Source organism: Sinorhizobium alkalisoli (genome assembly GCF_008932245.1).
GTDB classification, from domain to species: domain Bacteria; phylum Pseudomonadota; class Alphaproteobacteria; order Rhizobiales; family Rhizobiaceae; genus Sinorhizobium; species Sinorhizobium alkalisoli.
This window is the reverse complement of the sequence record NZ_CP034910.1, coordinates 1,570,541-1,595,694: the sequence shown is the minus strand read 5'-3', so window position 1 is coordinate 1,595,694 and position 25,154 is coordinate 1,570,541. Positions and strand designations below refer to the sequence as shown.

Below are 25,154 nucleotides of genomic sequence, written 5' to 3'. Positions count from 1 at the left end.
GTCAATCGAATGAATTCGAATAGCCGGCGAGAATCGCCGGTATATAGGCGATTCAATTCGCTGAAGAAGGCCGGCGAGTCGCCGCGCTCAGGCGACGTCGCGCATGCGCGCATCGGCCTCGATCCGCCTCTGGAACAGGGCGGCGATCAGGTCGGATTGCGTGACGATGCCGACGATGCGGTTATCCGCATCCACGATCGGCATGTGATGCAGGCCCATATCCGCCATCGGCGGCACGAGCTTGGCAATCATCGTTTCGGGCAAGGCGGATTGCACGCGCCGTGTCATGATTTCGGAGACGAGGCGAGGGGACTTCGGCGGAAGACCGATGACGTTGCCGACGCGCTCGCGGAGCCCGGTTTGTAGCCGCCCCTCCGGCGTCAGCACCGCGTGCTTCATGAAGTCGGTCTGGGTGATGATGCCGACAAGGCCATCCTTTTCGGTAACGACCGGCAAAGCGCTGATGCGGTGTTCGACGAGCATCCGCCAGGCGTGCCGCAAGGCGGTATCCGGTGAGACGGTCGCCACGTCGCGCGACATGATCTCGCCGCAGGTGATTTCACCGGATCGGCGGGTAAAGGCGCGAATCTGGGCCTGATGAATGAACCCATCCAGTTCCTCGGGGCTGACATCGACGACCTCGCCATATTGCGCCAGCACCGCATGCAGATCTTCCGGCACGACGCCGAGGCGCTGGCTTGGCAGCGGATCGTCGGTGCTGTGCGGATTGGCGGCGGGTGCGAGATGCGGATAGCGCCGACCGGTCAGATTGTTGAAAACGAGTGCGACGACGAGGATGAGCAGCGAGTTGATGGCGACCGGCGAAAACACGAAGGCATAGCCCGCCTCTCGAATGGCCGGCCCGCCGAGCACGGCCGTGAGCGCAACCGCGCCGCTTGGCGGATGCAGGCAGCCGAGAAGCAGCATAACCCCGATCGCAACCGCGACGGCGATGGCCGCGGCGACGACCGGGTCCGGGATGAGAAGCGCACAGGTGACCCCGACCGCCGAAGAGACGATGTTGCCGCCGAGGATCGACCAGGGCTGCGCCAGCGGGCTCGACGGCGCGGCGAAGAGCAATACGGCGGAGGCGCCCATCGGCGCGATGAGGAGCGGCAGGCTCGCATCGTCGCCAACCGCGAGCGTGCTGATGAATCCGGTCAATAGTATCCCCAGGAGCGCGCCGCATGACGAGCGAAGCCGTTCGACCTGGCTGATCGGCGCGAGGGAGGGAATCAGGCGAAGCAGGAATGTAGCCTTGGACATGGATGCTCGGGACTATGGGGTGCGAACTATGAGGCTGCTCTGGGCTGCGGGGCAAATATGCACGGCTCAATAGCATGTGACGTTAGTTTGGGCACGAAATTCGCATCCAAGAAAACTTGCCGGATTAAAAAATATGCATCGTGCCTGTTAAATGTCACACGAGGATACGCGCCGCGCATCTGAAAGACGCGCTGGACTCTTTGAACCTGCGCAGGGAGCTTTCCGAAAATCGGGTACGGGTTTCGGGCCGACGCACTGAAGAGCGAGGAGTTTACTCGGATGCCGTGAAGACGATCGCGATTTTCGTGCCGCGGTCGCGCGCCGTGTCGATTGCGATTTTCGCCTTGTGGAGTTCGGCGATGCGGTGAACGATTTTCAGGCCCAGCCCAAGCTGGCCCGAGCGCTTGACGTAGCCCAGATCCTCGTTGTGCTCCGGCAGGTCGACGAGACCGCGGCCATTATCCTCGACGGTCACCTGCGGACCGGGCCCGCAGGTGACGATGATGGCGGTGCCCGCGGGGTTATGCTTGACCGCGTTTTCGATCAGATTTCTGAGCATGTTCTCGACCAGCCCGGGGATTACGGTCACCGGCGCCGTGCCGTGGTCGATGAACTCGATCGACTTGCCCTGATCGAAGACGAAGGGTGCCGTTGCTTCCGCGACCGCGGCGCCGATTTCGGAGAGGCTGGCGCGCCGGTAGGCGGAAGGGTCGACGACATCGGCGCGGGCAAGCGAGGTCAGTTGCTCCAGGATATGGGTGAGCGCGTCGAGGTCGCGTTCGGCATTGCGCGCACGGGGATCGGCGATACGGCCCAGTTCCATCTTGGCGATCGCGACCGGCGTGCGGATTTCATGCGCGATCGAGGAGGAGAAGAGTTTCTGCGATTGGATGAGATCGCCGAGGCGCGCGAGCAGCCGGTTGACGGCGCTCACGAGGCGTTCGATCTCCTGCGGCATGCGGGCTGCCGGCAGGCGCGCGCCGCTGTCGCGCGGGTCGATGGCGTCGGCCGCCCTGACAGCCATCGCCACGGGCTTGAGCGCACTGCGGATCGACCAGATCGTCGCCCCGATGACGAGGCAGAACATCAGCGTCATCGGCACGATCATCGAATCGAACATCTCGTGCAGCAGGGCATCGTACATGAAGCCGTTCGGGTCCTTGATGATCGCCAGTTCGACGAGAACCGGCATGCCGTTGCGATCGAAGGATTGCCCGCCGGCGATGCTGAAGGGCTTACCCGGCTTGATCACGCGCTTCCAGAAACTCGGCACGTCGACGCTCAAAGGCAGAAAGTGCTCGGCGCATTCGGTCGCACAGTTGGAAAAGAGCACCGAGCCGGAACCGGTACGCACCCGGACATAAATGGCGCCCTCGTCACCGGGGCGCACCCGGTAGCGCTCCTGCAAGTCGTGACCCGGCCTAAAGGTGAGACGTCCGTCGTGCCTGGTGATCGCCCGCGAAAATGTCGCTGTCTCCTGCTGCAGCATCAGAATGCTGAGCTTGTAGTCGTCGAACCAATAATCGGCGAAGACGACGCCGATCTGCAGCACCATCGCGAGCAGCGAAAACGCGATGATGCGTCGCGCGACGATGCCGATCAGCGACGGGTTTTCTTCTTTCATGCGGCGGTCCTCAGGAGATAGCCGATGCCGCGCACGGTTTCGATCGATACGCCGGTGTCGAGCGGCTGCAATCGCTTTCGTACCCGGGACACGGCGAGTTCCAGCGCATTGGCGCTGAGTTCCTGTCCATACTCGGAGAGGGCGACCTCGAGCCGGCGTTTTGGAACGACGCGTCCGACCTCACGCATCAGGATCTCGATCAGGGACCGTTCGCGCGGCGGCAGCGGCACGACGGACCCGTCGCAGCAAAGTTCCGCCGTGGCAGGATCGAAGCGCAGGGCACCGGCTTCCAGCACCGGCTGGATTGCGAGCGGGTTACGCCGAAGCATGGCCCTGCAGCGCGACAGTAATTCGCGGTGGTGGAACGGCTTCACCAGATAATCGTCGGCGCCGGCGTCCAGTCCCTGAACGCGCTCGTCGACCGAGCCGCGCGCCGTGATGATCAATACGGGCAAGCCGGCATGCTCTTGCCTTATCCATCTCAACAGGTCGAGCCCGTCGCCATCCGGCAGTCCGAGATCAAGGAGTACAAGATCGTGCTCCCGATCTGCGATTGCGGCCTCTGCCGCGCGCACGCTTGAAACCGCATCGAGCCGCCAGCCGGCCTCACGCATGGTCTCGCCCACCAGTTCGATGAGGCGTGGGCTGTCTTCGACGAGCAGCAGGCGCATGCTTTTCCTTGACTTCAAGCCTTCTTACGGCCGGTGACCATCGACCATATGAGGTTTTCTCTAAAGTGCCAACTTTCGACAACTGCGGCGAAAGCATGCACCCCGGCAAGGACCAGGATAAGGTTCGCCAGCACCTCGTGACCTTCCTCGAGCAGCTTGTTGCCCCAGAAGGCATCGAGCGTCGTCAGCCAGCCGGATGCGCCGACCGCCGCCAGCAGAACCATCAGCAGCACCATCATCCAGCCTGCGGCAGGATTATGCCCGATGTGGCGCTCGGCTTTGCCCGCGGCAAAGACACGCAGATATCGCAGGACGGCGGCCGGTCCGCGGACGAAGTCGGAGAAACGGGCATGTCTCGTGCCGAGGAAGCCCCAGACAAAGCGCAAGCCGAGCAGCGTCAGCGCCGTATAGCCCACGTAACGGTGCGCCATCTTGCCCGGGGACAGGAGAAACAGGTTGAGGGCACAGCACGTCACTACACCCCAATGAAAGAGGCGAACCAGCGGGTCCCAGACACGGAGGCCGCCGCCGCGGGAGGCGATTGCCTCCCGCTTTGCAACTGTCGACTCCGGCATCAGTCGTCAATCTCCGCCCTGACGATTTCGGCGTTCACGGGGTTCATATAGACCTCGGCTCGCTCGTGCTTCGTCGTGAAGGCGTAGATCTCATAGCACGTGCCGGCCACCTTGACGGTTCGCACGTCGGAATAGCCGGCCTCCTGAAGCTTCGAGGCCGCCTCCTCCGGTTTCATCCAGGCCGATTTGGGCGCTTTCGTGCAGACAGCATCGTCGTCGTCGGCCAAAGCCGAGCCGGGGAGGGCCAAGCCGGGAAGGGCGACGGCCGCCAACGCACAGAGAAACATCGATTTCATAAAATGCTCCTTTGACCAAGAGGCCGCCCTCGGGAACGGCCATGCGGAACCTGACGTCGCAAAGCTGTCGAAACCCTGTCGGTGGCCAAAATCAGCGGTGCGCCTCCGCCTCCTCGGCCGGTCCCTGACAGGAATTCGACGGTTTGCCCGGATTACTGGCGAATGGCTCGAGGGTGCCGGCGGTCGGTTGCATTCACGCAATCGATGGCGACCCCGTGATGCTGCGACGCGATTGAGCGAGCAGCTTCCGCTTGGAGAGATTGTTTTGGCTGTTTTCAGAATTCGCCCACCCGAAATCGGTAGCGTGGCCCTGAGTGCCCTCGTCACGCTCTACTTGCTGCTGGCAGCCAACAGGGCCTTCTGGAGCCATGCCGTGGTCTATTTCGACGGCGCATGGCCAGGATTGCTGGCACTCGGCGTGGCGCTCTGGCTCACGACCTTTTCAGTCCTGACGGCATTATCCATGAAGTACGTCGCGAAGCCGGTCCTGATCTTCTCCATTCTCGTCTCGGTTTCCGCCTCCTATTTCGTCGACACGTTCGGCGTCATCATCGACAAGGACATGATCGGCAATGTCACGGCCACCACCGGAGCCGAGGCGGGCCATCTGCTGACCGGCAGCCTTGCGCTTCATCTCGCTCTTTATGCTCTCGTGCCCGCACTTCTGATCGCCTGGATCAAAATCACGCACAGGCGGTTCTTCGCCAAAGCAGGCGTCAATTTCCTCTTCATCGGCCCATCGCTCATCCTGAGCGGTCTGCTCATCTACGGCAATTTCGCCACCATCGCCTATGCGTTGCGGGAGCACAGGGACTTGATGCCCCGCTTCAATCCGGCGGGACCGATCACGTCGGCGGTGCGTTACGGTCTTTCGACCTATCGCGAGCGCAACCTGGTGGTTCAGCCACTCGGAACCGATGCACATGTCGGGCAGCGACTCGCGAGAGCCGGAAAGCCCGTGGTCGTCGTCGTGGTCGCCGGCGAAACGGCCCGGGCGATGAACTTTTCACTGAATGGTTACAAGCGGGACACGAATCCAGAACTCGGGGCGCTCGGAGGGACCATCAACTATCGAAATGTGACGAGTTGCGGCACGGCGACCGCCGTTTCACTGCCCTGCATGTTTTCCGTCTATACGCACAAGCAGTACAGCGACTGGAAGGCCCGCTCCACCGAAAACCTGGTGAACGTGCTGACCCATGCCGGCGTTCCCGTGACCTGGTGGGACAACAACACCGGCAGCAAGGGCATTGCCGACCTCATCAGCTTTGCCAGAATGACCCACAGTAAGGAAAGCCCACTTTGCAACAATGGCGAATGCCTCGATGAAATCTTCCTCGACGAACTGGACCGAAAGCTCGGCGCGACGACGAAGAACAGCGTCATCGTGCTGCACCAGCTCGGCAGCCATGGGCCCTCCTATTACCTGCGCTACCCGGAGGCTTATCGCCGCTTTCGGCCGGATTGCCGGACAGCCGAGTTGATGAACTGCACGACCGACGAAATCGTCAATGCCTATGACAATACGATCCTCTACACCGACCATATCCTCGCGAGCGTTGCCCGACTCATCGAAAAGCACCATGATCACGTTTCCGGGGCGATGATCTACATGTCGGATCACGGAGAGTCGCTCGGCGAAAACGGCATCTACCTGCACGGCGCGCCCTATGCGATCGCCCCGAAGGAGCAGACGCAGGTGCCTTTCATCGCCTGGTTCTCCAAAGTCTATCAGGAGGAAATGGGGGTCGATATCGCTTGCTTGGCGAAAGACGCCAATTTACCGAAGTCGCACGACAACCTTTTCCACACGGTGCTCGGCATGATGGATGTGCAAACGGGCGTCTATGACCGGTCCCTTGACGCCTTCGCCGCCTGTACGCCGTCTCCGGACGGAGAAAGAAACGGAGCGCCGGGATACCACGCGGCGGGCGAAGCCAAGGCTGCGACTTTGGCCAATGCTCTCTGAATTTGGCCGAAGCGGCTTGAAGTCATCGCACTTTCCGACCTGGAGCATGAGTAGGGGGTACTCCCTGATCGCGTCAAAGCTCGCCACTTGGCTTTGTTGCCGCCGATGTCAGACCCGAACCCGACATGCGGGGCTCGGGCTCTACGAGTCCGACCATCAAATGCAGCCACTCGGAAACCTGATTCGCCTCGCGGTCCAATGAACTGATCCTTTCGTCCAGGCCCTCGGAAGCGTCCCCGGAAAAAGTCGGCTCATGCCTCAGTCGTTTTGCGAGCGTGGCTTCTTCTATGAGGGCGCCGAAGAGCGACGACAGAAGCGCCTCACGAGTGTCCGCTTGTCCGCTCAAGAGGCTCTCCGCCGAATAGGCATGGCCCGACCGGCAGCGATAGCGTAGCACGCGGTGGTCTTTCAGCTCGTAGAGCGCGCTGTGGCAATAGGGGCAGTTCAGTCCAGACGGTGTACTCATTCGTTCCAGTTCCCACCAGTCCTCGACCCTGAATATCCCTCCAGCAATACGGTTTTCGATCTGCATCAACCTTTGCAGAGTTTGGTCGTCCGGTGGCGGCGCGTCATTGGCAAGCTCAACGAAGAGGCGTGCCATCTCGTCCAGCTTACACACCCTGTCAACCGAGACGTGGCGAATGGCGCTCAACGGCATGGAGCGAGACGTTGCCTCGCCAGGCTCCTGCACGATTGTGAATCCTCCACGGTCCTTGATGGCAAGCAATCCGGAGGTCCCGTCGTTCAATTGTCCAGTGAGAACCACCCCGACCGCAGCCGAGCCATAGGCGATTGCTGCCGATCGGAATAACGGGTCAATTGCCGGTCGGGCCAGATTCTCACGAGGGCCGTGCGACAGCCGGATGTAGCCCCTCTCGAGGAGCATGTGACGGTCCGGTGGCGCGACATAGATCGCGCCGGGTTCAAACAACTCCGCGGTCTTTGGATGGATGGCGGGAAGCGGCCCGGCGTTGCTGAGCAGGTAAGGCAGCATACCGGGGCTATGGGGTGCAACGTGCTGGGCAACGAAGATCGGGGCCGGAAATCCCGCTGGCAGTTTGGACACCAGGTCGCACAAGGCATCAATGCCGCTGAGCGATGCGCCGATTACGAAAATCCGGTCCTTCATACAAAATCTTTAGGCTCCAATTGCCCGATCCGCCTTGAGGCAAATCAACTGAGAGGCCGACATTGCTGGCCGGCACCGATACGGGCGGTTTTCACCGCCCGACCGCTTGACCGGCGCAGGGCAAAACTGTCGGTCATGCGGCAAATCTGATAGACTTGGCTTCGGAGCCGCGGCCCTGTTTTATTCTCTCACGGTGAACGTGGCGTTGCCCAACCAAGGAGGGAACCGATGAAATTCGTTGGGATTCAGATTCTTCCCGAACGCGGCGGCAAGGCGGGCTACACCGTCGAATTCGTCGGCGCGGACGGCGAGATCGTGACGGTCCTATGTCCGCAAAATGCCGAAGGCACGCTCAACCGGTTGAATGCCGTTTCCCGTGCAAAGGAAATCCTGGCCGCTGCTGCAGAGGCCGAGGAGATCCCGCCCGGCATCACCGCCACGAGGCGATCCGCATCGGTGCCGGCAGGCACCCTGGCAAGCGCGCGCCAGGCGCATGACCAGCAGGCGATGGAAGAGCAATTGGAGGAGGGGCTCGAGGATACGTTTCCGGCAAGCGATCCCGTCTCCATCACCAGTTCGACGATCCCGCGGGGCACGCCGCGGCGGTGAGCGCGCCACAATCGGAGCGAGCTTTGGTCTTGCAAGGCCGGGGCACTTGGCCGTCCCCTCCCAACGCGTCAGCGCTGTGCCGCTCGTTTACCTTAACCTCTTGAGTTTCTATATCTTGTGCGGAAATCGATTCCGATGCGGAAGAGAATGCGCTAGACCTCTTCGAAAGGTCTTCGTAATGGAAGCACCTATGCGCCTTCAGCCCGCCGGCGCCGATTGATCAATTGCAAGTGGAGAATGCCGGGTTTCGCGGGCAGAGGAGTACCAGTTCATGAATGGCCGGCGTCTCACCTTTGCGGTCGGCGACATTCACGGTTGCCTCGCGCAACTCGATACGCTCCTGGCAAGCATCGAGTCCGCCGCCCCTGGCGGCAGGGTCATCTTTCTCGGTGACCTCGTCGACCGGGGGCCGGACAGTCGCGGCGTCGTCGAACGGATCATGGCCGGGCCGACCCGTCCCGGCTGGCAATGGGTCACCCTCAAGGGCAATCACGAGGAAATGCTGGTGGCGGCGCGCAAGGGCATGGCCGAGATGAGCATGTGGCTGATGAACGGCGGCTATGAGACGCTGGAGTCCTATGGCGGCGCCATACCGCTCAGCCATCTGGTCTGGATGGCCGATCTGCCGTCGATCCTCGTCGACCGCTTTCGAATTTACGCCCATGCCGGCGTCGATGAAGCCGTTCCGCTGGAGGAGCAGAGCGACGAGGTTCTGCTTTGGATCCGCACGGATCCGGATTATTCGGGGCGCTACTGGGGCCGGCATCTCTGCCACGGACATACGCCGAGCCGCAGCAATCCGCGGACGGTCGGCAACAGGACCAATGTCGACTCCGGTGCGGTTTTCGGCGGCATGCTCTCTTGTGCCGTCTTCGACGACGATGCGCCGGGCGGGCCGATCGAGTTTCTTGTGGCCGCCGGAGAAGACGCCTATTAGGGTGAGGAGCCAGCCGGGGAGGGGCAAGGACTCGCGCGCCCGCCGCCCCAGGTCGTCGAAACTGCCCTTGAGCACGAGGGGCCAAAAGGAGCCAAATTGGATCTCCCGTCTTCAGCGATATTCCCCAATGATTTCGCAGCCCTCCTGTTCGACATGGACGGGACGCTGCTCAATTCCATGGCCGTCGTCGAACGGGTCTGGGGTGCATGGGCCATTCGCAACGGGATAGATCCGGCCCGATTGATGAAGACGGTGCACGGCGTCAGGGCGGCCGACGTGATCCGCAAGCTCGGCCTGCCGGTCGATCCGGAGCGCGAGGCCCGCGACCTTGCGGCGGTCGAGATCGCCGATGTCGAGGGTGTCGTCGAAATTCCCGGCGCGATCGCCTTCCTCGGCTCTCTGCCGCCGGAGCGTTGGGCAATCGTGACGTCGGCGCCGCTCGAACTCGCAACGCGCCGGCTCGCCGCGGCCGGTATTCCGGTCCCACGCCATATGGTGACCGGCGAGGACGTGACGATCGGCAAACCCGACCCGCAGGGCTACCGCCTGGCGGCCGAGAGGCTTGGCGTGCGTGCCGAGGACTGCCTCGTTTTCGAGGACGCTCCGGCGGGGATCCTCGCCGGCAGGGCGGCCGGGGCCGAGATCGTGGTCATCACCGGAGCGCATGCGGCTGCGGGTGAAACGCCGCATGTGAGTTTCGCGCATTACGCCCATATCGAAGTCCGTCTCGGCGGGAGCGGATGGCTGTCACTGCACCGGCGCCCGGTCGAACCTCGCATCGGTGAGGCAAAACGCGTATAACAATACCCATTGCATGGTCCCGGGACGTCCGGATCGGGGTTCGTACCGATGTGCAGCAAGGCGTCCGGGACGAGATCTGGAGGACAGCCATGGAACTGACAAACGCGCGCAGACTGGCCGATGAGTATCTGCGTCTCGGCGGACACCGTCGGGTCGTCATCGACGATAACCAGACATCGGTTCGCGAATGGGAGTCCGAGCCGCACGAGGCGGAGGCGTTCTGGAAACGCCATGTCGAGACCTTGAGCCCCGAGTGCCAACGCGAAGTGCAGCTGCTACTGCCGACCATCAATCGAGCGTGAGGCGCGGGCACCGGCGGCGTTAGTCGCATGCGAAATGCCACAAGCGACAGGGCGGGTTACCTTGCCCCCGTGAGCGGCCGTGACGACTTTCACGCGAGGATGGTGGCGGGTTTTCGGCCACACACGCCAGCAGATTGCCAAGTTCGACCTACTACGGTCACTGGTGAAGGGCAAAGTGCATCTGGTCCGATTTGACTCCAACCGACAGCGCCCTGCGATTGTCTGCGCTGTAGTCTTCCTAACCATCCCCCGTCAAACTCATCGCCGCCCCGGCGACGTGATGCAGGCCAGACGAATTTCGAAGATGCGGCCTCAGTGAGGGAGACTGTTGGCAGCTGCGAGCATCTCCGCCGCGCTTGGAAAGACGGAGAGGCTGTTCGGCCCGTCGCGCGCTTCAATTTGCACCCAGCGAACGATGCCGTCGGCGTCGATGAGGAAGTGCCCGACAAGCTGTGTGGGGTGACTTACGAGGATAGCACGATCAACTTCATTAAGCTCGAAGCCGTCCTGGGCGTTGAGTATGGTATTGGCCGCCATTGGATGTAGGGCTTCCGGCAATTCGCCCGTCGGGTTAATGCGAGCGGTCTCGAATTGCTCCATGCTTGCCAGATAGGGCCACACAGGCTGCTCGCGGCTGTCCTCGGGCAGGAACTCGGCGCGCGGTACGCCAAAGGCACGGTGCGTGGAGCAATCCTGGTCACATAGGAGCACGGCCGGCGTCGGCCGGTGCCCGAAATATATGCGGGCGCGCTCCACCGGCGTGTTGATCACGGCAATAGTTTCCACCCCTGCGGCGCGCAGGGCAGGCTGTAGGCCACCGAGCTGTGCCAGTTGACGCCGACAAAACGGGCAGTGCAACCCGCGGAAGAAGGCGATCAGAAACGGGTGACCGTGGAGGCTGGCGAGAGAGACCGTTCCTTCTTGATTTGCCGACGGAAGCGCGAATGCGGGCGCGTATTCCCCCGGTTGCAGCGGGCGTATCTGGTCTCCCATGGCATCTGTCCTCTGCCGGGCGTTCAGGTGGATGCTGGACTTGATCCAAGTCCAACACCTATCACGCCACGTCACCACTCGCTATGTTCACGGTGCAAATCAGCTCGGGGTGAACGGCGAGCCCGATAATCGCGGTCGAGATCGTACGCATGGTTCTCTCCTCTCATTCGAGCAGAACGCCAAGTGTAGAAAAGGCGAGCTTTCCGGCAATTCGCCGATTGACTTAACCCGCACCGACGGGGGTAGACTCGCTGCACCAGATTTAGTGATGTCCACGCCCCGGCTGCCGGCTCCCGCAAACGCGCCCAAGAAGTGCTTTCCTCACGAAGACCTAAAATTCCATAGGCCGTGCGCAGACCGATATATGCGATCAGCTTCTCCAGCGCAGCGCCGCGGTGTCGACTGGTGCGTCCCACAAGGAAAGCTCTCGTTCATCGAGGCGCGCTACGGTGATTGAGAGGCCCGCCATGTCCAAGGAGGTGACATAGGTTCCGACCAGCGACCGGGCGACTGTGACGCCGAGGCGCGCAAACCGCGCCCGGGCGGCATTGTAAGCGAGATAGAGCTCCGACACCGGCGTGCCACCGAAGCCGTTGATGAAGAGAAGCAGCTTGTCGCCCCCGTCCGGCGCCAGATCGCTCAAGATCGCCTCGAGCATCGTTTCCACGATCTGGTCGGCGGTCGCGAAGTTGACCCGTGCGCGGCCCGGCTCTCCGTGAATCCCGACGCCCATCTCCATTTCGTCTTCATCGAGCACGAACGTCTCCCGCTCGGTGTCAGGTACGGTCACGCCGCCAAGCGCCACTCCCATGGTGCGGATGCGGGCGTTCAGGTCGTCGCCAAGCGCACTCAGTTCCTCAAGCCGCCAGCCTGCCTCCGCCGCCGCTCCGAGCAGCTTCTCGACCACGAGGGTTCCGGCAACGCCTCTTCTGCCTTGGCTGCGCTTCGACCCGCTGGGATTTACGTCATCGCGCACGACCACGGTGGCGATCCGGTGCTCGGCCGCCGCGAGCTCCGCGGCCATCTCGAAATTCATGACGTCCCCGTCGTAATTCTTGACGATGAGCAGACACCCCTCGCCACCGTCGGTTTCCCGGATCGCGGCAATGATCTGGTCCGGTGTCGGAGAGGTGAAGACATGTCCGGTGCAGGCGGCGTCCAGCATGCCTTTCCCGACAAAACCGACATGCATCGGCTCGTGCCCGGCGCCACCGCCCGAAATGAGCGCGACCTTGCCCCGACGAAGGGTCCGCCGGCGAACGAATTTCCGCTCGGCGCCGAAGGCCACCAGGCGTTCGTGTGCTGCGACAAAGCCGGCGAGGCTTTCGGCAACCAGCGTTTCGGCCCTGTTCATGAATTTCTTCATAATGCCCCTCCTCGACGCCACGCTTCCTCGCGCTCAGCAACAAGCGCCGCAATATCCCCAACTTGGCACAAGCTCCCCTCGATCGGTGCAGATTTTCAAGGGGCATGCCGCAGGTAGCATTCACTGAACCGCATCGGGCCTGGCTAATCCACCGTTCCAATCAGTTTCGCCATGTTTTGGACGAGTTCCTCGATCGCCTCGTCGAACAGGCGGTTCTTCTTTTCATCGCCCAGATCGGGAACGATCAGCGAGAGCTGGCGCAGTTTCTCTGCACCTCCGAGATCCGGCAGCTTGCCGGGATGCGCCGATTGATAGGCCTGGAGAAACCGCTCCTGCTCGCCGGGGCTGAAGTGACAGACCTGGAAGATCGTGGCGAGGTGGCGCGCCGGCAGAGGGGTCGAATAAGCCGGGCTTGTCACTTGCGTCACGAAGCTGCGATGCTTGCCGAGAGCCACGGCGAGCCGCTGACGAGTCCCCGACGGCCGATTGTCGATGATCTGCGCCAGGATCGTCTTATAGGCCATGATGGCGTCTTCAACCGTCTCGCGAGTCATTCAGCTCTTCTCCGCCGCGGCCAGTCCGTCCGAGTACAAGCCGCCGATAGCCGATCGTATGTCCGCTAAACGATTGGGCGCCACCGAAAAGTTGCGAAGGCCGGCGGCCAGCAGGGCCGGGATGTGGCGGGGCTCGGAGGCCATCTCGCCGCAGATGCCGACCGGCCTTTTCATCGCGTCGGCAAGCGCCACGCCCCCGGCGATGAGACGGCAGATAGCCGGCGCGGCGGCATCGTAGAGTTCAGCCACGCTCCGGTCGTCTCTTGCCGCCGCCGCCAGATACTGTGCCAGGTCGTTCGTTCCGAAGGAGAAGAAGGCCGAACGCGAAAAGCGGTCGAGCATCAGCGCCGCCGCCGGGACTTCCACCATCATACCGATCTCCGGCATGCGCGTTTGCACCCCGCGCCTGACGAGAACGGCCGATTCCTCTTCGAAGATCGTCGACATCGCATCAAGCTCGTCCGGGACCGTCACCATCGGCAGCAGGACGCCGAGCCTGCCGTGCGCAGTTGCGCGCAACAGCGCGCGTGCCTGGAGACGGGCAAGCTCCGGCCGCGCCAGGAGCAACCGTATGCCGCGCAAGCCCATGAATGACTCGCTCTTCCTGGCTCCGAGGTCCGGCAATGTCTTGTCACCGCCGAGATCCAGCATGCGGACGATAACGGGCGCGTCGCCGGCCCAGCGCAGCGCCTGCCGATAGATCTCGTAATGCCTTTCCTCGTTGAAGGCATCCGTGGGTGACGTCATCAGAAACTCGGTGCGCATCAGGCCGATACCGGCGAACAGCGAAGGATCGATGGACCCGAACTCGAGTGGATCGTTGATGATCGCCGACAGGCGGATCGCGACGCCATCGGCGGTCTCGATCGTTCCGCCCGCGCGAGGCGGCTCAGCCGGCCTTGCTTCAGCCATTCTGGATTTCGCCTCGCGAATGCGCGCCTCTTCCGGCGCGATGACGACTCGCCCCTCCTTCGCATCGACGAGCAGGCGCGCGCCATCGGCGACTTCAAAACGTCCCGTCGCAACGATCATAGGCACCGAACGGCTACGGGCGAGCATCGCAACGTGGCTGGCGATGCTGCCGTCGAAGAGGACGATGCCGCCACCGGCGGTCCAGTCATGCGCAAGGAAGAGACTAGGCTGCAGGTCCTTGCCGACGAAGACCGAACCCGGCGCGAAATCCTCCGGCGCGCGGCCGGTCAATGCGCCGAGGACGCGATTGCGGATATCGACGACATCGGCCGCGCGGGCGCGGAGCTGCTCGTCGGGCGCCTCCTCGATACCGGCGATATAGTGGTCCAGCGCCGCGACCCAGGCGAGCGCGGCGCCATCTCCTGCGAGGATCCGCTCCTCGGCCATTTCGACGAGTACCGGGTCCAGCAGCATCTCGATCTGGAAATCGAGAATGCCGGCGCTCTCCTCGTCCGACCGGCCTACCAGCGCCTTCAACTCCGCGATAGCGGCGGCGACGGCCCGACGCAGCTTTTCGCGGTCCGCGGCCGGGCTATCGCCCGGCGGCAGCGCATCGGCGGCAACTTCCACGGCGAGATGGACGGTCCCGACTGCAACGCCCGGAGACGCGCAGAGCCCTTGTATTTCCTGTATTTCAAGCGCTCCGGCCATGTTTCTTTTCTTCATCGAAGTCGCGCTCGACAAGCGCCTGGAGGGCATGGATCGCTTCTGCCGCACGCAGCCCACGGGTTCGAATCTTCAGAATCGATCCCCTGCGAATCCGGGCTCCCATGATCTTGACGATGCTCTTGCCGTTCAGCCACACCTGGCTGCCATTGACCTCGATCTCGACGGTGCAGGGGAACGACTTCGCCAGCCGCGTGAAGGTGACCGACGGGCGGGCGTGCAGCCCGAAGCCGTGCGTCACCTCGATCTCCGTCTGGCAGTAGCCCTGTGCATCACCTGCCGCCGGGGCTTGCTGTCGCGACCTGTTGTCCATCACGGCGAAAGCTCCTCCGCGGTCGCCACCACGCGGGCGAGCGCCGCGCCGCCGGAGGCCTCGGCCGCGGCCATCACCGCACCCTCCACCAATGGCGCATTGCAAATGACAACCCGGCCGGAGCGCGCTTGGCCGAGCATTTCGATCGCCATCTCGCTGTTGGTCTCCGCGCCGCCGAGATCGACGAAGACGGCGACGCCCGCATCCGACCAGGCCCGTTCGATCGCCGCCAGGATGCTGCCCGAGTTCGTTCCGAGCCCGCCATCGGCGTTGCCCCCCGCCCAGGCGAGAGGCACGCCGTCGCCGACCATCTGCCGTACCATGTCGGCGGTACCTTCGGCGACAAGCGGGGAATGCGATACGATGACGATGCCGACATTTGCGGATTTCGAGTTCATGCCGGACCTTGCTCCTCCAGGAAACGACAGATCGCTGCCGTCAACAATGCACAGCTCTTCGCGCCTGGATCGACATGTCCGATCGACCGTTCGCCAAGGAACGCGGCGCGCCCGCGCATCGCTTTCATGGCGAAAGTGAGGCTTGCCGCGCGTTCCGCCTCTTCAGCAATGCCTGCGAGACCCGCGCGCCTTACCACTTCGGCATGCACCGGGTAAAGCACGTCGAGCAGCGTCTTGTCGCCGGCGCTTGCGCGGCCGCGCCGCGCTACGGCGTCGATCGCGCGTTCGAGCACGCGCGCAAAGTCGGCGTCCCCGGCCATCTGCCGGCCGATCTCCATCAGGAGCGTCCCATAGAGCGGACCGGCCGCACCGCCGATGCTCATGACAAGGGTGAGGCCGATCTCCTCCAGCGCCTTCGGCATCGGCAGATGCACGAGCCGGTCCCGCTCGGCATAGACCGCCTCGGAGCCGCGGCGCATGTTGGTCCCATGGTCTCCGTCGCCGATCGCCCTGTCGAGTTCCGAAAGATGATCGGCATTGGCGGCAATCGTCTGACGGCAGGCTTCGATCAACCCGCCTATGAGCGCTGCATTTGCCGGCACGACCAACACCCTTCTGCCACCCCTTGCGCGATCATACACGCGATCGGCTAGCGCATCGGCCCGAAAATCGTACCCGATTTTCGGGCCGATGCGCAGATTCAAAGCGTTACCGCGACCTTTGCGCGTCTGAAAAGATGCGCGGCGCTGTAAAGCGCGTTGCCATTAACCAGTCCTGCAACGCGCTTAAGGCTCTTGCCCTTCTGCATATCGTTGCCCCAAGACCATTGCGCACGTTTGGGGGGACCTGCATTAACGAAGACCCGCTGCAACTTCGAAGACGGCGGCGACGGCCATCGCGCCCGGATCCGGCACGCCGTCGAGATCCCGCTCTCCGACATAGGAGGCGCGCCCGGCCTTTGCCTTCTTCATGGCCGAGGTCGCATCGGCGCCGGCACGCGCTGCCGACGCGGCGGCGGCAAGTCCGCCGGTCTTGAGAGCGCGGAGCGCCGGGTCCAAGGCATCCACCATCGTTCGGTCGCCGACCGCAGCCCCGCCGTAGAACGTCATCCGTTCGAGCCCGGCCAGCAGCGCGCTCGCCATGTCCTTCGTATCGGAGTGGGCCTTGGCGGCGGCCGTGAAGAAGATCGAGAGCAGCACGCCGCTGGACCCACCCATGCTGGTGCTGAGAATGCTTCCGATCGATGAAAGCGTCGCGCCGATGTCTTTCAGCGGCAGCCGTTCGATCTGGGAGAGCACGCTACGCGAGCCGGTCGCCACGGTTGAACCCGTATCGCCGTCGCCAGCCCTCGCGTCGAGATGATTAAGCTCTGCTTCGAGCGAGAGGAGATGATCGCAAATCGCCGCGATCAGCCGATCGACGGCCGGGTCGTAACTGGCCGGCAGCGCTTCTCCGGCAGGCGCGGCGGCGATCGGCAGAACGACGATTTCGCGCCGGTCGACCGCAGGCATCCATGCATGCGGCGCAACCGGTGACTTCAGCGCCGCCTCGCGCTCGGGATCGAGCCTGATAAGCGAAAGCGAAAAGCCGTTCATGTTGAGCGCCGTCATCATCGGTGCCGGACCGATTGTCAGTTTCACGCGATCGGCCAGCGAAGAGGCAAACACCGTGTGGGCGATCAGGCCCATCTCGATCGGCGGCACGGCGCCGAGATTGTTGAGGAGCAGCGCATAGTCGCCATCCTCGGGCAGAGCTCTGGAAAGCCGCTCGGACATGGTCGCGACGATGCTTCGCGCCTCCTGCAGCGCGATCCGCTCAGCACCCGGTTCACCATGGATGCCGAGCCCCAGTTCCCCTTCGTCAGCCGCGAGCCGCTCCGCATGGGCCTGGCCGGGAATGGAGCAGGACGAGAGCGAGACGCCGAGCGAGACGATGCTGCCCGCCGCCGAACGGGCTGCCGCCGCGACGGTCTCGAGGTCGGCGCCGCGCTCGGCGAGATGCCCGGCGATCTTGTGCACGAAGAGCGTTCCCGCAACGCCGCGCGGCTGGGCAATGTCGGGCAACGCGATATCGTCCGCGACGATCACCATCTCGACGCGAAAACCCTCGACTCGCGCCTTCTCCGCCGCAAGCCCGAAGTTGAGGCGGTCGCCAGTGTAGTTCTTGACGATCAGCAGGCAGCCCATCGGGCCCGTGACGGTCCGGATCGCGGTCAGCACCGCATCGACGCTCGGCGAGGCGAAGATCTCACCCGATACGGCTGCGGTCAACATTCCGCGCCCGACGAAACCAGCATGCGAGGGCTCATGGCCCGCCCCGCCGCCCGAGATGACGGCAACCTTCGCTTTGTCCCAGTCGCCGCGCAGGACGATCTTGATGTCGGGATAGGAGTCAAGCCGCGCGAGGCTTCCGGCCGGCGCCGTCTGCAGCAGGCCGTCCAGCGCTTCGGTGACGATATCTTCCCTGCGGTTGAAAAAGTGCTTCATCGTTTGTCATCCAATTGCTTCGTCGAATGCTCGGCGGCGTCAGCGCAGGCGTTCGCCGTCCGCCCCGAAATAGAGGGGCTGTCTCAGCGTGAGATCGATCCGGTCTCCCGGCCTGATGGAGAGATAGGGGTCGGCAAGCGTCACGATCCTGTGACCCTTGACCCGGATATGCAGGTGGTTTTGGTCGCCGAGGTGCTCTATCCAGTCGACCTCGGCATTGCCCGACACATTCGCTGCAATCTCCAGATGCTCGGTGCGCGCGCCGATCGTACGCGCGCCTGATGGCGGCGCCGCACCCGGCAGGAGATCGACCGGCAGCATGTTTATGTGCGGCTGGCCGAGGCGCGCCGCGACATGCAGGTTGGCGGGATCACCGTAAATCTCCCGCGGCGTTCCGATCTGCACGAGGCGGCCTTCGGACAGGATGCCGATGCGGTCGGCCATCGTCATCGCCTCGACCTGGTCGTGGGTCACGTAGAGGAGCGTGGAGTTCAACTCGTTCTGGATCCGCTTCAGCTCCAGCCGAAGTTCGGCGCGCAGCTTTGCATCGAGCGACGACAGCGGCTCGTCCATCAGGTAGATGGCCGGCCGGCGCACGAGCGCGCGGCCGATCGCGACACGCTGCATCTCGCCGCCCGAAAGCCGCGTCGAGCGGTTTTCCAGCTTGTGCTCGATGCGAACCATGCGCGCCACTTCGCGCACGCGGCGGTCGATCTCCTCGGCTGCGAGCCGGCGGGCCGGCGAACGCAGCGGAAAGGCGAGATTGTCGTAGACGCTCAAATGTGGATAGAGCGAATATTGCTGGAAGACGAAGGCCACGTCCCGCTCCGCCGGCGAATGACTGCCGACATCGCGACCGCCAATCGTCATCCGCCCGCGATCCGGCCTTTCGAGGCCGGCGATCAGGCGCAGCGTGGTGGTCTTGCCTGCACCGGTCGGCCCGAGGAGGACGACGAGTTCCCCGTCCCGGATGGTCAGTGACAGATCGTCGACCGCGACCGCCTCGCCGAACGTCTTGCGGACACCTTGGAGTACGACCTCAGCCATGGCGGGCCTCCTGATAGAGGGACGAGGCGATCGCCCTGCCCGAAGCGCAGTCGAAGAGGGCGAGCTTTGCCGGATTGAACTCGAGCCCGACGGTCTCTCCGAGCCTGAAGCTGCGGTCGGCCGGGATTCTCGCCTTGACGATGCCGGAGGCGGTTTCGACGGCAACGACCTGGTTCGTGCCGAGATACTCGCTGCCGTAGACGGCGCCGCGAAGGCGTGATGCGTCGTTGAAGCGGATATGTTCGGGACGCACGCCGAGCGCCAGTTCACCGGGCCGCACATCCTCGCTCACCTGCGGCACGGGGATCTCGATACCGTCGAGAAGGATAGACTGCGTCCCCCTGTGCAGGCCCGAACGGAATCGCATGAAATTCATCGGCGGCGAGCCGATAAAGTCGGCGACATACATCGAGGCCGGCCTATTGTAGATTTCCTGCGGCGTACCGTACTGCTCGATCACGCCATGGTTCATCACCGCGATCTTGTCGGCCATCGCCATGGCTTCATGCTGGTCGTGGGTCACGTAGACCGTCGTCGCATGGATGCGATTATGCAGTTCGCGCAGTTCGTGGACCATCACCTCGCGGAACTCCGCATCAAGCGTGCCGAGCGGTTCGTCCATCAGGAAGCATTTCGGCCGCCGGACGATCGCACGGCCGAGCGCAACACGCTGCCGGTCGCCGCCGGCGAGCCCCGAAACCGATCGGTCGAGGATGTGGTCGATGCGCAGGAGCTTCGCGGTTTCCTCGACACGGGCGCGGATCTCGGCCTTGGGCACGCCCTGCGACAGGAGCGGGAAGCCGATGTTCCGGCGCACGTTCATATGCGGATAGAGTGCGAAGAGCTGGAAGACGAAGGCTATGTCGCGGGCGCTCGCGCGGTTGAAGGTGACGTCCTCGCCATCGAGATGGATCTTTCCGCTGGTCGGCAGTTCAAGCCCGGCGATCATCCTGAGCGTCGTCGTCTTGCCGCAGCCCGAAGGGCCGAGCAGCGCCAGGAATTCGCCATCCTCGACGGTGAAGGACGAATCCTCGACGGCAGCGAAATCGCCGAACTGTTTGCGGAGGTTCACGATCTTGATCTCGGACATTGCTCACTCCGGAAACTTCGAAACGATGATGAACAGGACGGTTCCAGTCAGAAGCATGGCGAGCGAATAGGTGTAGAGCGTCAGCAGGAACGGCTGGAACAGCATCAGGAAGCCGCTGGCGATCAGTACCGTCGCGATATTTTCCATCGGGCCGCGCCGCAGGAAGAACGGCCGCTTCTGCCGGGATGCACGGGTCATTTCTTGCGGGCTCGTCATTTGCGTACAGCTCCGAAGGTGATGCCGCGCAGCAACTGCTTGCGCAGGATGATGGTGAAGACGAGGATTGGCACCAGGAAGATCGTCGTCCCCGCGGCAACCGCCGGCCAGTCCTGGCCGCCCTCGCCGATGATCGTCGGTATGAATGGCGGCGCGGTCTGCGCAGAACCCGAGGTCAGGAGCACCGCGAAGGCATATTCGTTCCAGGCGAAGATCAGGCAGAAGATCGCGGTGGCGGCGATGCCGGTCGTCGCCTGTGGCAGCACGACCTTCCAGAAGGCGTGCAGGCGGGTATAGCCGTCGATCATCGCGGCTTCCTCGTATTCGCGCGGGATCTCGTCGATGAAGCCCTTGAGAAGCCAGACCGCGAGGGAGACGTTGACGGCGGTGTAGAGCAGGATCATGCCGAGCGCCGTGTCGGATAGGCCGAACTGGCGGTACATGAGGTAGATCGGGATCGCGACCGCGATTGGCGGCATCATCCGGGTCGAGAGGATGAAGAACAGGAGATCGTCGGCAAGCGGCACGCGGAACCGCGAGAAGCCATAGGCGGCAAGCGTTCCAAGCGACACCGCGAGGAAGGTCGAGCCGAAGGCGATGATCAGCGAATTGCCGAAGCGCGGCCAGTAATTCGACGGCCCGGCGATCACCATGTTGCGGCTGCGCGTGATCTCGTCGCAGGTGCCGGTCGCCGGCGGCAAGGACTGGATATAATCCGGCGTCTGCCGTGTACGCGTGGTGAAAAGGTTGCAATAGCCCTCGAGTGTCGGCGTGAACACGATCTTCGGCGGGTAGCTGATCGAGTCCGGCGGAGACTTTATGCTCGTGAGAAAGATCCAGGCGAGCGGTATCATCGTCACGAGCGCATAGAGGATGACGATCACGCCGGCGATGCGCTTGACGGTCGGCGTCGGCTCGACCACGGAATGGGCGGTGGTGTTGACCGAACTCATCTCTGTTTCACCTTGTTGAGCGCCTTGACGTAGATGTTGGCGAGGCCGAACACCGCGACGAAAAGTATGATTGCGAAGGCGGAAGATCGCCCGGTGAGCCAGCTTTCGAAGGCCTCGCGCTTCAGCGTGATCGATGCCACCTCGGTCGTCGAGCCGGGTCCGCCGCCGGTCAGCAGCATCACCATGTCGAACATCTTGAAGTTCTCGATGCCGCGGAAGAGCACTGCCAGCATGATGAAGGGCAGGGCCATCGGCACGGTGATCGACCAGAATTGCCGCCAGGCCGAGGCGCGATCGACTTCCGCCGCCTCGTAGATGTAATCGGGAATGGATCTGAGGCCTGCGAGGCAGATCAGCATCACGTAAGGGGTCCACATCCAGGTATCGACGACGATGATCGCCCAGGGTGCGAGCGTCACCGAGCCGAGCATCTCGAAGGAGGACGGCGGGATGCCTGAGAAGAACGAGACGATATAATTGAAGAGGCCGATCTGGGGCTGGTACAGGAAGCGCCAGAAGTTGCCGACCACCGCCGGCGACAGCATCATCGGAATGAGGATGACCGTCGTCCAGAAGGCGTGGCCACGGAATTTGCGGTCGATGAGGTAGGCGAGCGCGAAGCCGATGACCGTCTGGAAGAGAATCGTCCAGAAGACGAAATGCGCCGTCGTCTGCATGGCGATCCAGATGTCCGGATCGTTCAGCACCCGCTGGTAGTTGCGCAAACCGACACCGACGACTTCGGCATTGGGACGGTTCGCACGGAAATTCGTGAAGGAGAGATAAACCGCCCAGATCAGCGGAAAGATATTGATCGCCAGCAGCAAGGCGATGGTCGGCGTGATGAACAGCCAGGCGATTGCGCGATCGGAAAGGCCGCGCACCCGGGCCGCGATCGTCGTCGGCGTGGAGCGGGCGAGCATTTCGGCGGATCGCTCCGCGATGGTGGAAGGGGCATCGGTCACTGACGTCACCTGAATTGGGAAAGGTTCGGGGCGCGGCCAAGACGGCCCGGACTTCGCAGCCGGGCCGTTCAAGATGAGGCTAGAGCTTGCCTTCGTCCTCGAAGATTTCCTTCCAGTCGTTGACCAGGGCGTCGAGCGCCTCCTGCGCCGTCCCCTTGTCGGCCACGACATAGTCATGCAGACGCTTCTGCATGGCCTGCAGGAGAATCGCGTAGGACGGCTCCTGCCAGAAGTCCTGCACCTGGTTCATCGCCATGAGGAAGTCGGCCGCGAAGGGCTGGCTATCCTTGAAGGACGGATCGTTCAGGACGGCTTTATGCACGGCGTAGCCGCCGAGCGCCCACCACTTCTTCTGGACGTCAGGCTGGGCGAACCATTTGATGTAGGCGAGCGCGCCGTCCATGTTGTCGGTGTTGGCGACAACCGAGATGCCCTGGCCGCCGAGTGTCGAGGCGGCGACCTTCTGCTTGGGATTGACGAAGAAGCCGATCTTGTCTCCGCCCACGTTCTCGTCCTTGTAGAGGCCGGGAAAGAAGGCGAACCAGTTCATCGCCATAGCCACCTGGCCGGATTTGAAAGCGTCAAGTCCCTCGCCCATGTAGCTGTCGGTATAGCCGGGCGGCTGGCAGCATTTGTAGAGCGCCTTGTAGGCCTCGAGGCCTGCGACGGAGTCAGGCGAATTGACCGCGCCGTCCATGTCGTATTTTCCCGGCGTCTGCTCATATTTGAAGCCGTAGGGATAGAGCGCCGAGGTTGCGCCCATGGTGATGCCTTCGGAGGCGCGCTCGGTGAAGATTGCGGCACCATAGACCTTCTGGCCATCGATCTCCCGGCCGGTGAAGAATTCGGCAACCTGCTTCAACTCATCCCAGGTCTGCGGCGGGCCGAGATCGTGACTGTATTTCGCCTTGAACTCGGCCTGCAATTCCGGCTTTGTGAACCAGTCCTTGCGATAGAACCAGCCATTGGCGTCGCCCATGGCCGGCAATGCCCAATAATTCGGGGTCCCTTTCGGCCAGGTGGAATAGGCGTTGACTGCTGCTTCGGCGAAATCGCTCATCTTGATTCCTTCCCTGTCGAAGAAATCGTTGAGCTTCACGTAGTAACCGTTCTCGGCGGAACCGCCGATCCACTGGCTGTCGCCGATCAGAAGATCACAGAGCTTACCGCCTGAATTGAGCTCGTTGAGAATACGGTCGGCGAAGTTCGGCCACGGCACGAACTCGAACTTCATCGTCGTGCCTGCCTGTGCGGTGAAATCCTTGGAGAGTTCGACCAGTGCGTTGGCCGGATCCCAGGCAGCCCAGCACAGCGTCAATTCATCGGCCTTCGCCATTCCCGGTATCGCCGTCGACAGTATGAGTGCCGACGACATGCCCGTCAGGGCCTTCGTCATCTTCCGCATGTATTCCTCCCAGATACAGTATCGACCGGTCGCCGGCCTCGGAAAAATTCTCCCTTGCTCACATGCCCAAGCGGTACTCCCTCATGTTAAGCAATATGTTTAGTGATATACGTTTTACTAAACAGATCAAGTGCAATTCGTCGCTGCAACGCAGCATGCGCGCAGTGAAGGTTCAAAGGGAGCGCAGCAGCGCCGTGAGGCGTTATCCAGCAACGCCGGCACAGGCCGGCCATCGGCCGCAGCGACCCCACGGGCGGAGCCGAAGGCAATTTGCGCCGGTCGCTGGCAAACAGTCTCTTCGTTTTCTGATTGCCGCTCCGCGACGAAACGGGATGTTTTTTGATTGTTGCGTAGGAGGCTGGCCTTCCGTGTTGACGGTTCGGCTCGAGAGCGGATCGTGCCTAGCGCTCTCTCCCGCAAGCGCTGCCGAGAAGTGTGTTCCTGATTACAAATGGGAGTTTACAAAAGTAATATTATATGATTTTTTATCCCCGAGCTGCACGGAGGCAGCTTTCTTTGGGAGGAAATCATGAATTTTCGTAAAGCACTCGCGAGTGCCACGATCCTTGCTGCATGCATGGTCGGCAGCGCTTCGGCCGCCGACCTCGTCGTCGGCTTTTCCCAGATTGGATCGGAGTCCGGCTGGCGCGCGGCTGAGACGACCCTGACGAAACAGCAGGCAGAGCAGCGCGGCGTCGACCTTAAATTCGCCGATGCGCAGCAGAAGCAGGAAAACCAGATCAAGGCGATCCGGTCCTTCATCGCGCAGGGCGTCAACGCCATTCTGCTCGCGCCGGTCGTCGCCACCGGCTGGGACGAAGTGCTGCAGGAGGCAAAGGACGCCGAAATCCCGGTCATCCTGCTCGACCGCACGGTGGATGCTTCCGATGATCTCTATCTGACGGCGGTTACCTCGGATCTCGTTCACGAGGGCAGTGTCGCGGGCAAGTGGCTCGTCGACACCGTTGCCGGCAAGGACTGCAATGTCGTCGAGCTCCAGGGCACGACCGGGTCCTCTCCGGCAATCGACCGCAAGAAGGGCTTTGAAGAGGCGCTTGCCGGTCATGACAATCTGAAGATCATCCGCAGCCAGACCGGCGACTTCACCCGCACCAAGGGCAAGGAAGTCATGGAGAGCTTCCTGAAGGCAGAAAACGGCGGCAAGAACATCTGCGCCCTCTATGCCCATAACGACGACATGGCCGTCGGGGCGATCCAGGCGATCAAGGAGGCCGGCCTGAAGCCGGGCACGGATATTCTCGTCGTCTCGATCGACGCCGTTCCGGATATCTTCCAGGCCATGGCCGCAGGCGAAGCCAACGCGACGGTCGAACTGACCCCGAACATGGCGGGCCCCGCCTTCGACGCCCTCGACGCTTACCTCAAGGACGGCAAGGAGCCCCCGAAGTGGATCCAGACGGAATCGAAGCTCTACACCCAGGCGGACGATCCGATGAAGGTCTATGAGGAGAAGAAAGGGCTCGGTTACTGATCTCGCCAATCGCCCGCGCCGTATTTCGGCGCGGGCTTTCCCATCCCGTCCACCCCGGC

General features: G+C 62.7%; 26 protein-coding genes. 6 read left to right on the top strand and 20 right to left on the bottom strand.

Translation table 11 applies throughout. The annotated features are described in order from the left end of the window. Positions 1 to 87: 87 nt before the first annotated feature. From EKH55_RS25245 to EKH55_RS25225, 5 genes are all read right to left on the bottom strand, one after another. On the bottom strand, positions 88 to 1,266 hold the full coding sequence (locus tag EKH55_RS25245) for an HPP family protein (protein WP_151613610.1): 1,179 nt from the start codon (positions 1,264 to 1,266) through the stop codon (positions 88 to 90). A 271-nt stretch (positions 1,267 to 1,537) separates the two neighbouring features. Next, entirely contained in the window at positions 1,538 to 2,890 is a 1,353-nt protein-coding gene (locus EKH55_RS25240) for an ATP-binding protein (RefSeq protein WP_151613609.1), read from the bottom strand. Continuing rightward, positions 2,887 to 3,561 carry a response regulator gene (locus tag EKH55_RS25235; protein WP_151613608.1) on the bottom strand — a complete coding sequence of 225 codons (675 nt, stop codon included), beginning with the start codon at positions 3,559 to 3,561 and terminating at the stop codon, positions 2,887 to 2,889. Before EKH55_RS25235 ends, EKH55_RS25240 begins: the two co-directional genes overlap by 4 nt. 14 nt (positions 3,562 to 3,575) lie before the next feature. Continuing rightward, positions 3,576 to 4,136 (bottom strand): cytochrome b/b6 domain-containing protein, encoded by a 561-nt coding sequence (locus EKH55_RS25230; RefSeq protein WP_151613607.1) that lies wholly within the window; start codon positions 4,134 to 4,136, stop codon positions 3,576 to 3,578. After that, entirely contained in the window at positions 4,136 to 4,432 is a 297-nt protein-coding gene (locus tag EKH55_RS25225) for a PepSY domain-containing protein (protein WP_069456604.1), read from the bottom strand. The genes EKH55_RS25230 and EKH55_RS25225 overlap by 1 nt, the downstream gene beginning before the upstream one ends. Positions 4,433 to 4,697: 265 nt before the next feature. Between EKH55_RS25225 and EKH55_RS25220 the strand changes: the two genes are divergently transcribed. Next, complete coding sequence (locus tag EKH55_RS25220) at positions 4,698 to 6,401, top strand: phosphoethanolamine transferase (RefSeq protein ID WP_151613606.1); 1,704 nt, start codon at positions 4,698 to 4,700, stop codon at positions 6,399 to 6,401. Positions 6,402 to 6,474: 73 nt separating this feature from the next. Here the strand turns inward: EKH55_RS25220 and EKH55_RS25215 are convergent, their stop codons facing one another. Next, positions 6,475 to 7,530: a chemotaxis protein CheB gene (locus EKH55_RS25215; protein WP_151613605.1), complete on the bottom strand. Its 1,056-nt coding sequence runs from the start codon at positions 7,528 to 7,530 to the stop codon at positions 6,475 to 6,477. A gap of 228 nt (positions 7,531 to 7,758) precedes the next feature. On the opposite strand from EKH55_RS25215, the gene EKH55_RS25210 reads away from it, so the two are divergent. The 4 genes from EKH55_RS25210 to EKH55_RS25195 all read left to right on the top strand — a co-directional run bounded on the left by EKH55_RS25210 (position 7,759) and on the right by EKH55_RS25195 (position 10,179). Further along, positions 7,759 to 8,139 (top strand): hypothetical protein, encoded by a 381-nt coding sequence (locus EKH55_RS25210; protein WP_069456405.1) that lies wholly within the window; start codon positions 7,759 to 7,761, stop codon positions 8,137 to 8,139. Between the two features lie 271 nt (positions 8,140 to 8,410). Continuing rightward, on the top strand, positions 8,411 to 9,076 hold the full coding sequence (locus EKH55_RS25205; RefSeq protein WP_069456404.1) for a metallophosphoesterase family protein: 666 nt from the start codon (positions 8,411 to 8,413) through the stop codon (positions 9,074 to 9,076). 96 nt (positions 9,077 to 9,172) lie between these two features. Then, positions 9,173 to 9,877: an HAD family hydrolase gene (locus EKH55_RS25200; protein WP_069456403.1), complete on the top strand. Its 705-nt coding sequence runs from the start codon at positions 9,173 to 9,175 to the stop codon at positions 9,875 to 9,877. 89 nt (positions 9,878 to 9,966) lie between these two features. Then, positions 9,967 to 10,179, top strand: a complete 213-nt coding sequence (locus EKH55_RS25195) for a hypothetical protein (protein WP_069456402.1) — start codon at positions 9,967 to 9,969, stop codon at positions 10,177 to 10,179. Between the two features lie 312 nt (positions 10,180 to 10,491). Here the strand turns inward: EKH55_RS25195 and EKH55_RS25190 are convergent, their stop codons facing one another. From EKH55_RS25190 to EKH55_RS25125, 14 genes are all read right to left on the bottom strand, one after another. Then, positions 10,492 to 11,172 carry a peroxiredoxin-like family protein gene (locus EKH55_RS25190; RefSeq protein ID WP_069456525.1) on the bottom strand — a complete coding sequence of 227 codons (681 nt, stop codon included), beginning with the start codon at positions 11,170 to 11,172 and terminating at the stop codon, positions 10,492 to 10,494. Positions 11,173 to 11,542: 370 nt separating this feature from the next. After that, complete coding sequence (dhaK, locus tag EKH55_RS25185) at positions 11,543 to 12,538, bottom strand: dihydroxyacetone kinase subunit DhaK (protein WP_151613604.1); 996 nt, start codon at positions 12,536 to 12,538, stop codon at positions 11,543 to 11,545. Between the two features lie 143 nt (positions 12,539 to 12,681). Next, positions 12,682 to 13,092, bottom strand: coding sequence for a hypothetical protein (locus EKH55_RS25180; protein WP_069456523.1), 411 nt, complete (start codon positions 13,090 to 13,092; stop codon positions 12,682 to 12,684). After that, the gene (locus tag EKH55_RS25175; RefSeq protein ID WP_151613603.1) at positions 13,093 to 14,715 is read right to left on the bottom strand and encodes a putative PEP-binding protein; all 1,623 of its coding nucleotides are present in this window, start codon (positions 14,713 to 14,715) and stop codon (positions 13,093 to 13,095) included. Next, entirely contained in the window at positions 14,699 to 15,043 is a 345-nt protein-coding gene (locus EKH55_RS25170; protein ID WP_069456521.1) for an HPr family phosphocarrier protein, read from the bottom strand. The genes EKH55_RS25175 and EKH55_RS25170 overlap by 17 nt, the downstream gene beginning before the upstream one ends. Next, the gene (gene dhaM, locus EKH55_RS25165; RefSeq protein ID WP_151613602.1) at positions 15,043 to 15,441 is read right to left on the bottom strand and encodes a dihydroxyacetone kinase phosphoryl donor subunit DhaM; all 399 of its coding nucleotides are present in this window, start codon (positions 15,439 to 15,441) and stop codon (positions 15,043 to 15,045) included. Before dhaM ends, EKH55_RS25170 begins: the two co-directional genes overlap by 1 nt. Continuing rightward, positions 15,438 to 16,049, bottom strand: a complete 612-nt coding sequence (dhaL, locus tag EKH55_RS25160; protein WP_255642796.1) for a dihydroxyacetone kinase subunit DhaL — start codon at positions 16,047 to 16,049, stop codon at positions 15,438 to 15,440. The genes dhaM and dhaL overlap by 4 nt, the downstream gene beginning before the upstream one ends. A 243-nt stretch (positions 16,050 to 16,292) precedes the next feature. Beyond that, positions 16,293 to 17,927 carry a dihydroxyacetone kinase subunit DhaK gene (locus EKH55_RS25155; RefSeq protein WP_151613601.1) on the bottom strand — a complete coding sequence of 545 codons (1,635 nt, stop codon included), beginning with the start codon at positions 17,925 to 17,927 and terminating at the stop codon, positions 16,293 to 16,295. 39 nt (positions 17,928 to 17,966) lie between these two features. Beyond that, on the bottom strand, positions 17,967 to 18,974 hold the full coding sequence (locus EKH55_RS25150) for an ABC transporter ATP-binding protein (RefSeq protein WP_069456517.1): 1,008 nt from the start codon (positions 18,972 to 18,974) through the stop codon (positions 17,967 to 17,969). After that, a complete protein-coding gene (locus EKH55_RS25145) occupies positions 18,967 to 20,064 on the bottom strand; it encodes an ABC transporter ATP-binding protein (RefSeq protein WP_069456516.1) in 1,098 nt (365 codons plus the stop codon). The genes EKH55_RS25150 and EKH55_RS25145 overlap by 8 nt, the downstream gene beginning before the upstream one ends. A gap of 3 nt (positions 20,065 to 20,067) precedes the next feature. After that, on the bottom strand, positions 20,068 to 20,280 hold the full coding sequence (locus EKH55_RS25140) for a hypothetical protein (protein WP_069456515.1): 213 nt from the start codon (positions 20,278 to 20,280) through the stop codon (positions 20,068 to 20,070). Beyond that, entirely contained in the window at positions 20,277 to 21,233 is a 957-nt protein-coding gene (locus tag EKH55_RS25135) for a carbohydrate ABC transporter permease (RefSeq protein WP_069456514.1), read from the bottom strand. Before EKH55_RS25135 ends, EKH55_RS25140 begins: the two co-directional genes overlap by 4 nt. Then, on the bottom strand, positions 21,230 to 22,156 hold the full coding sequence (locus EKH55_RS25130; RefSeq protein ID WP_116288759.1) for a carbohydrate ABC transporter permease: 927 nt from the start codon (positions 22,154 to 22,156) through the stop codon (positions 21,230 to 21,232). Before EKH55_RS25130 ends, EKH55_RS25135 begins: the two co-directional genes overlap by 4 nt. A gap of 121 nt (positions 22,157 to 22,277) precedes the next feature. Next, the gene (locus EKH55_RS25125; protein ID WP_192803821.1) at positions 22,278 to 23,603 is read right to left on the bottom strand and encodes an ABC transporter substrate-binding protein; all 1,326 of its coding nucleotides are present in this window, start codon (positions 23,601 to 23,603) and stop codon (positions 22,278 to 22,280) included. Between the two features lie 529 nt (positions 23,604 to 24,132). Between EKH55_RS25125 and ytfQ the strand changes: the two genes are divergently transcribed. Further along, positions 24,133 to 25,095 (top strand): galactofuranose ABC transporter, galactofuranose-binding protein YtfQ, encoded by a 963-nt coding sequence (gene ytfQ, locus EKH55_RS25120; RefSeq protein WP_151613600.1) that lies wholly within the window; start codon positions 24,133 to 24,135, stop codon positions 25,093 to 25,095. The last annotated feature ends 59 nt before the right edge of the window (positions 25,096 to 25,154 follow it).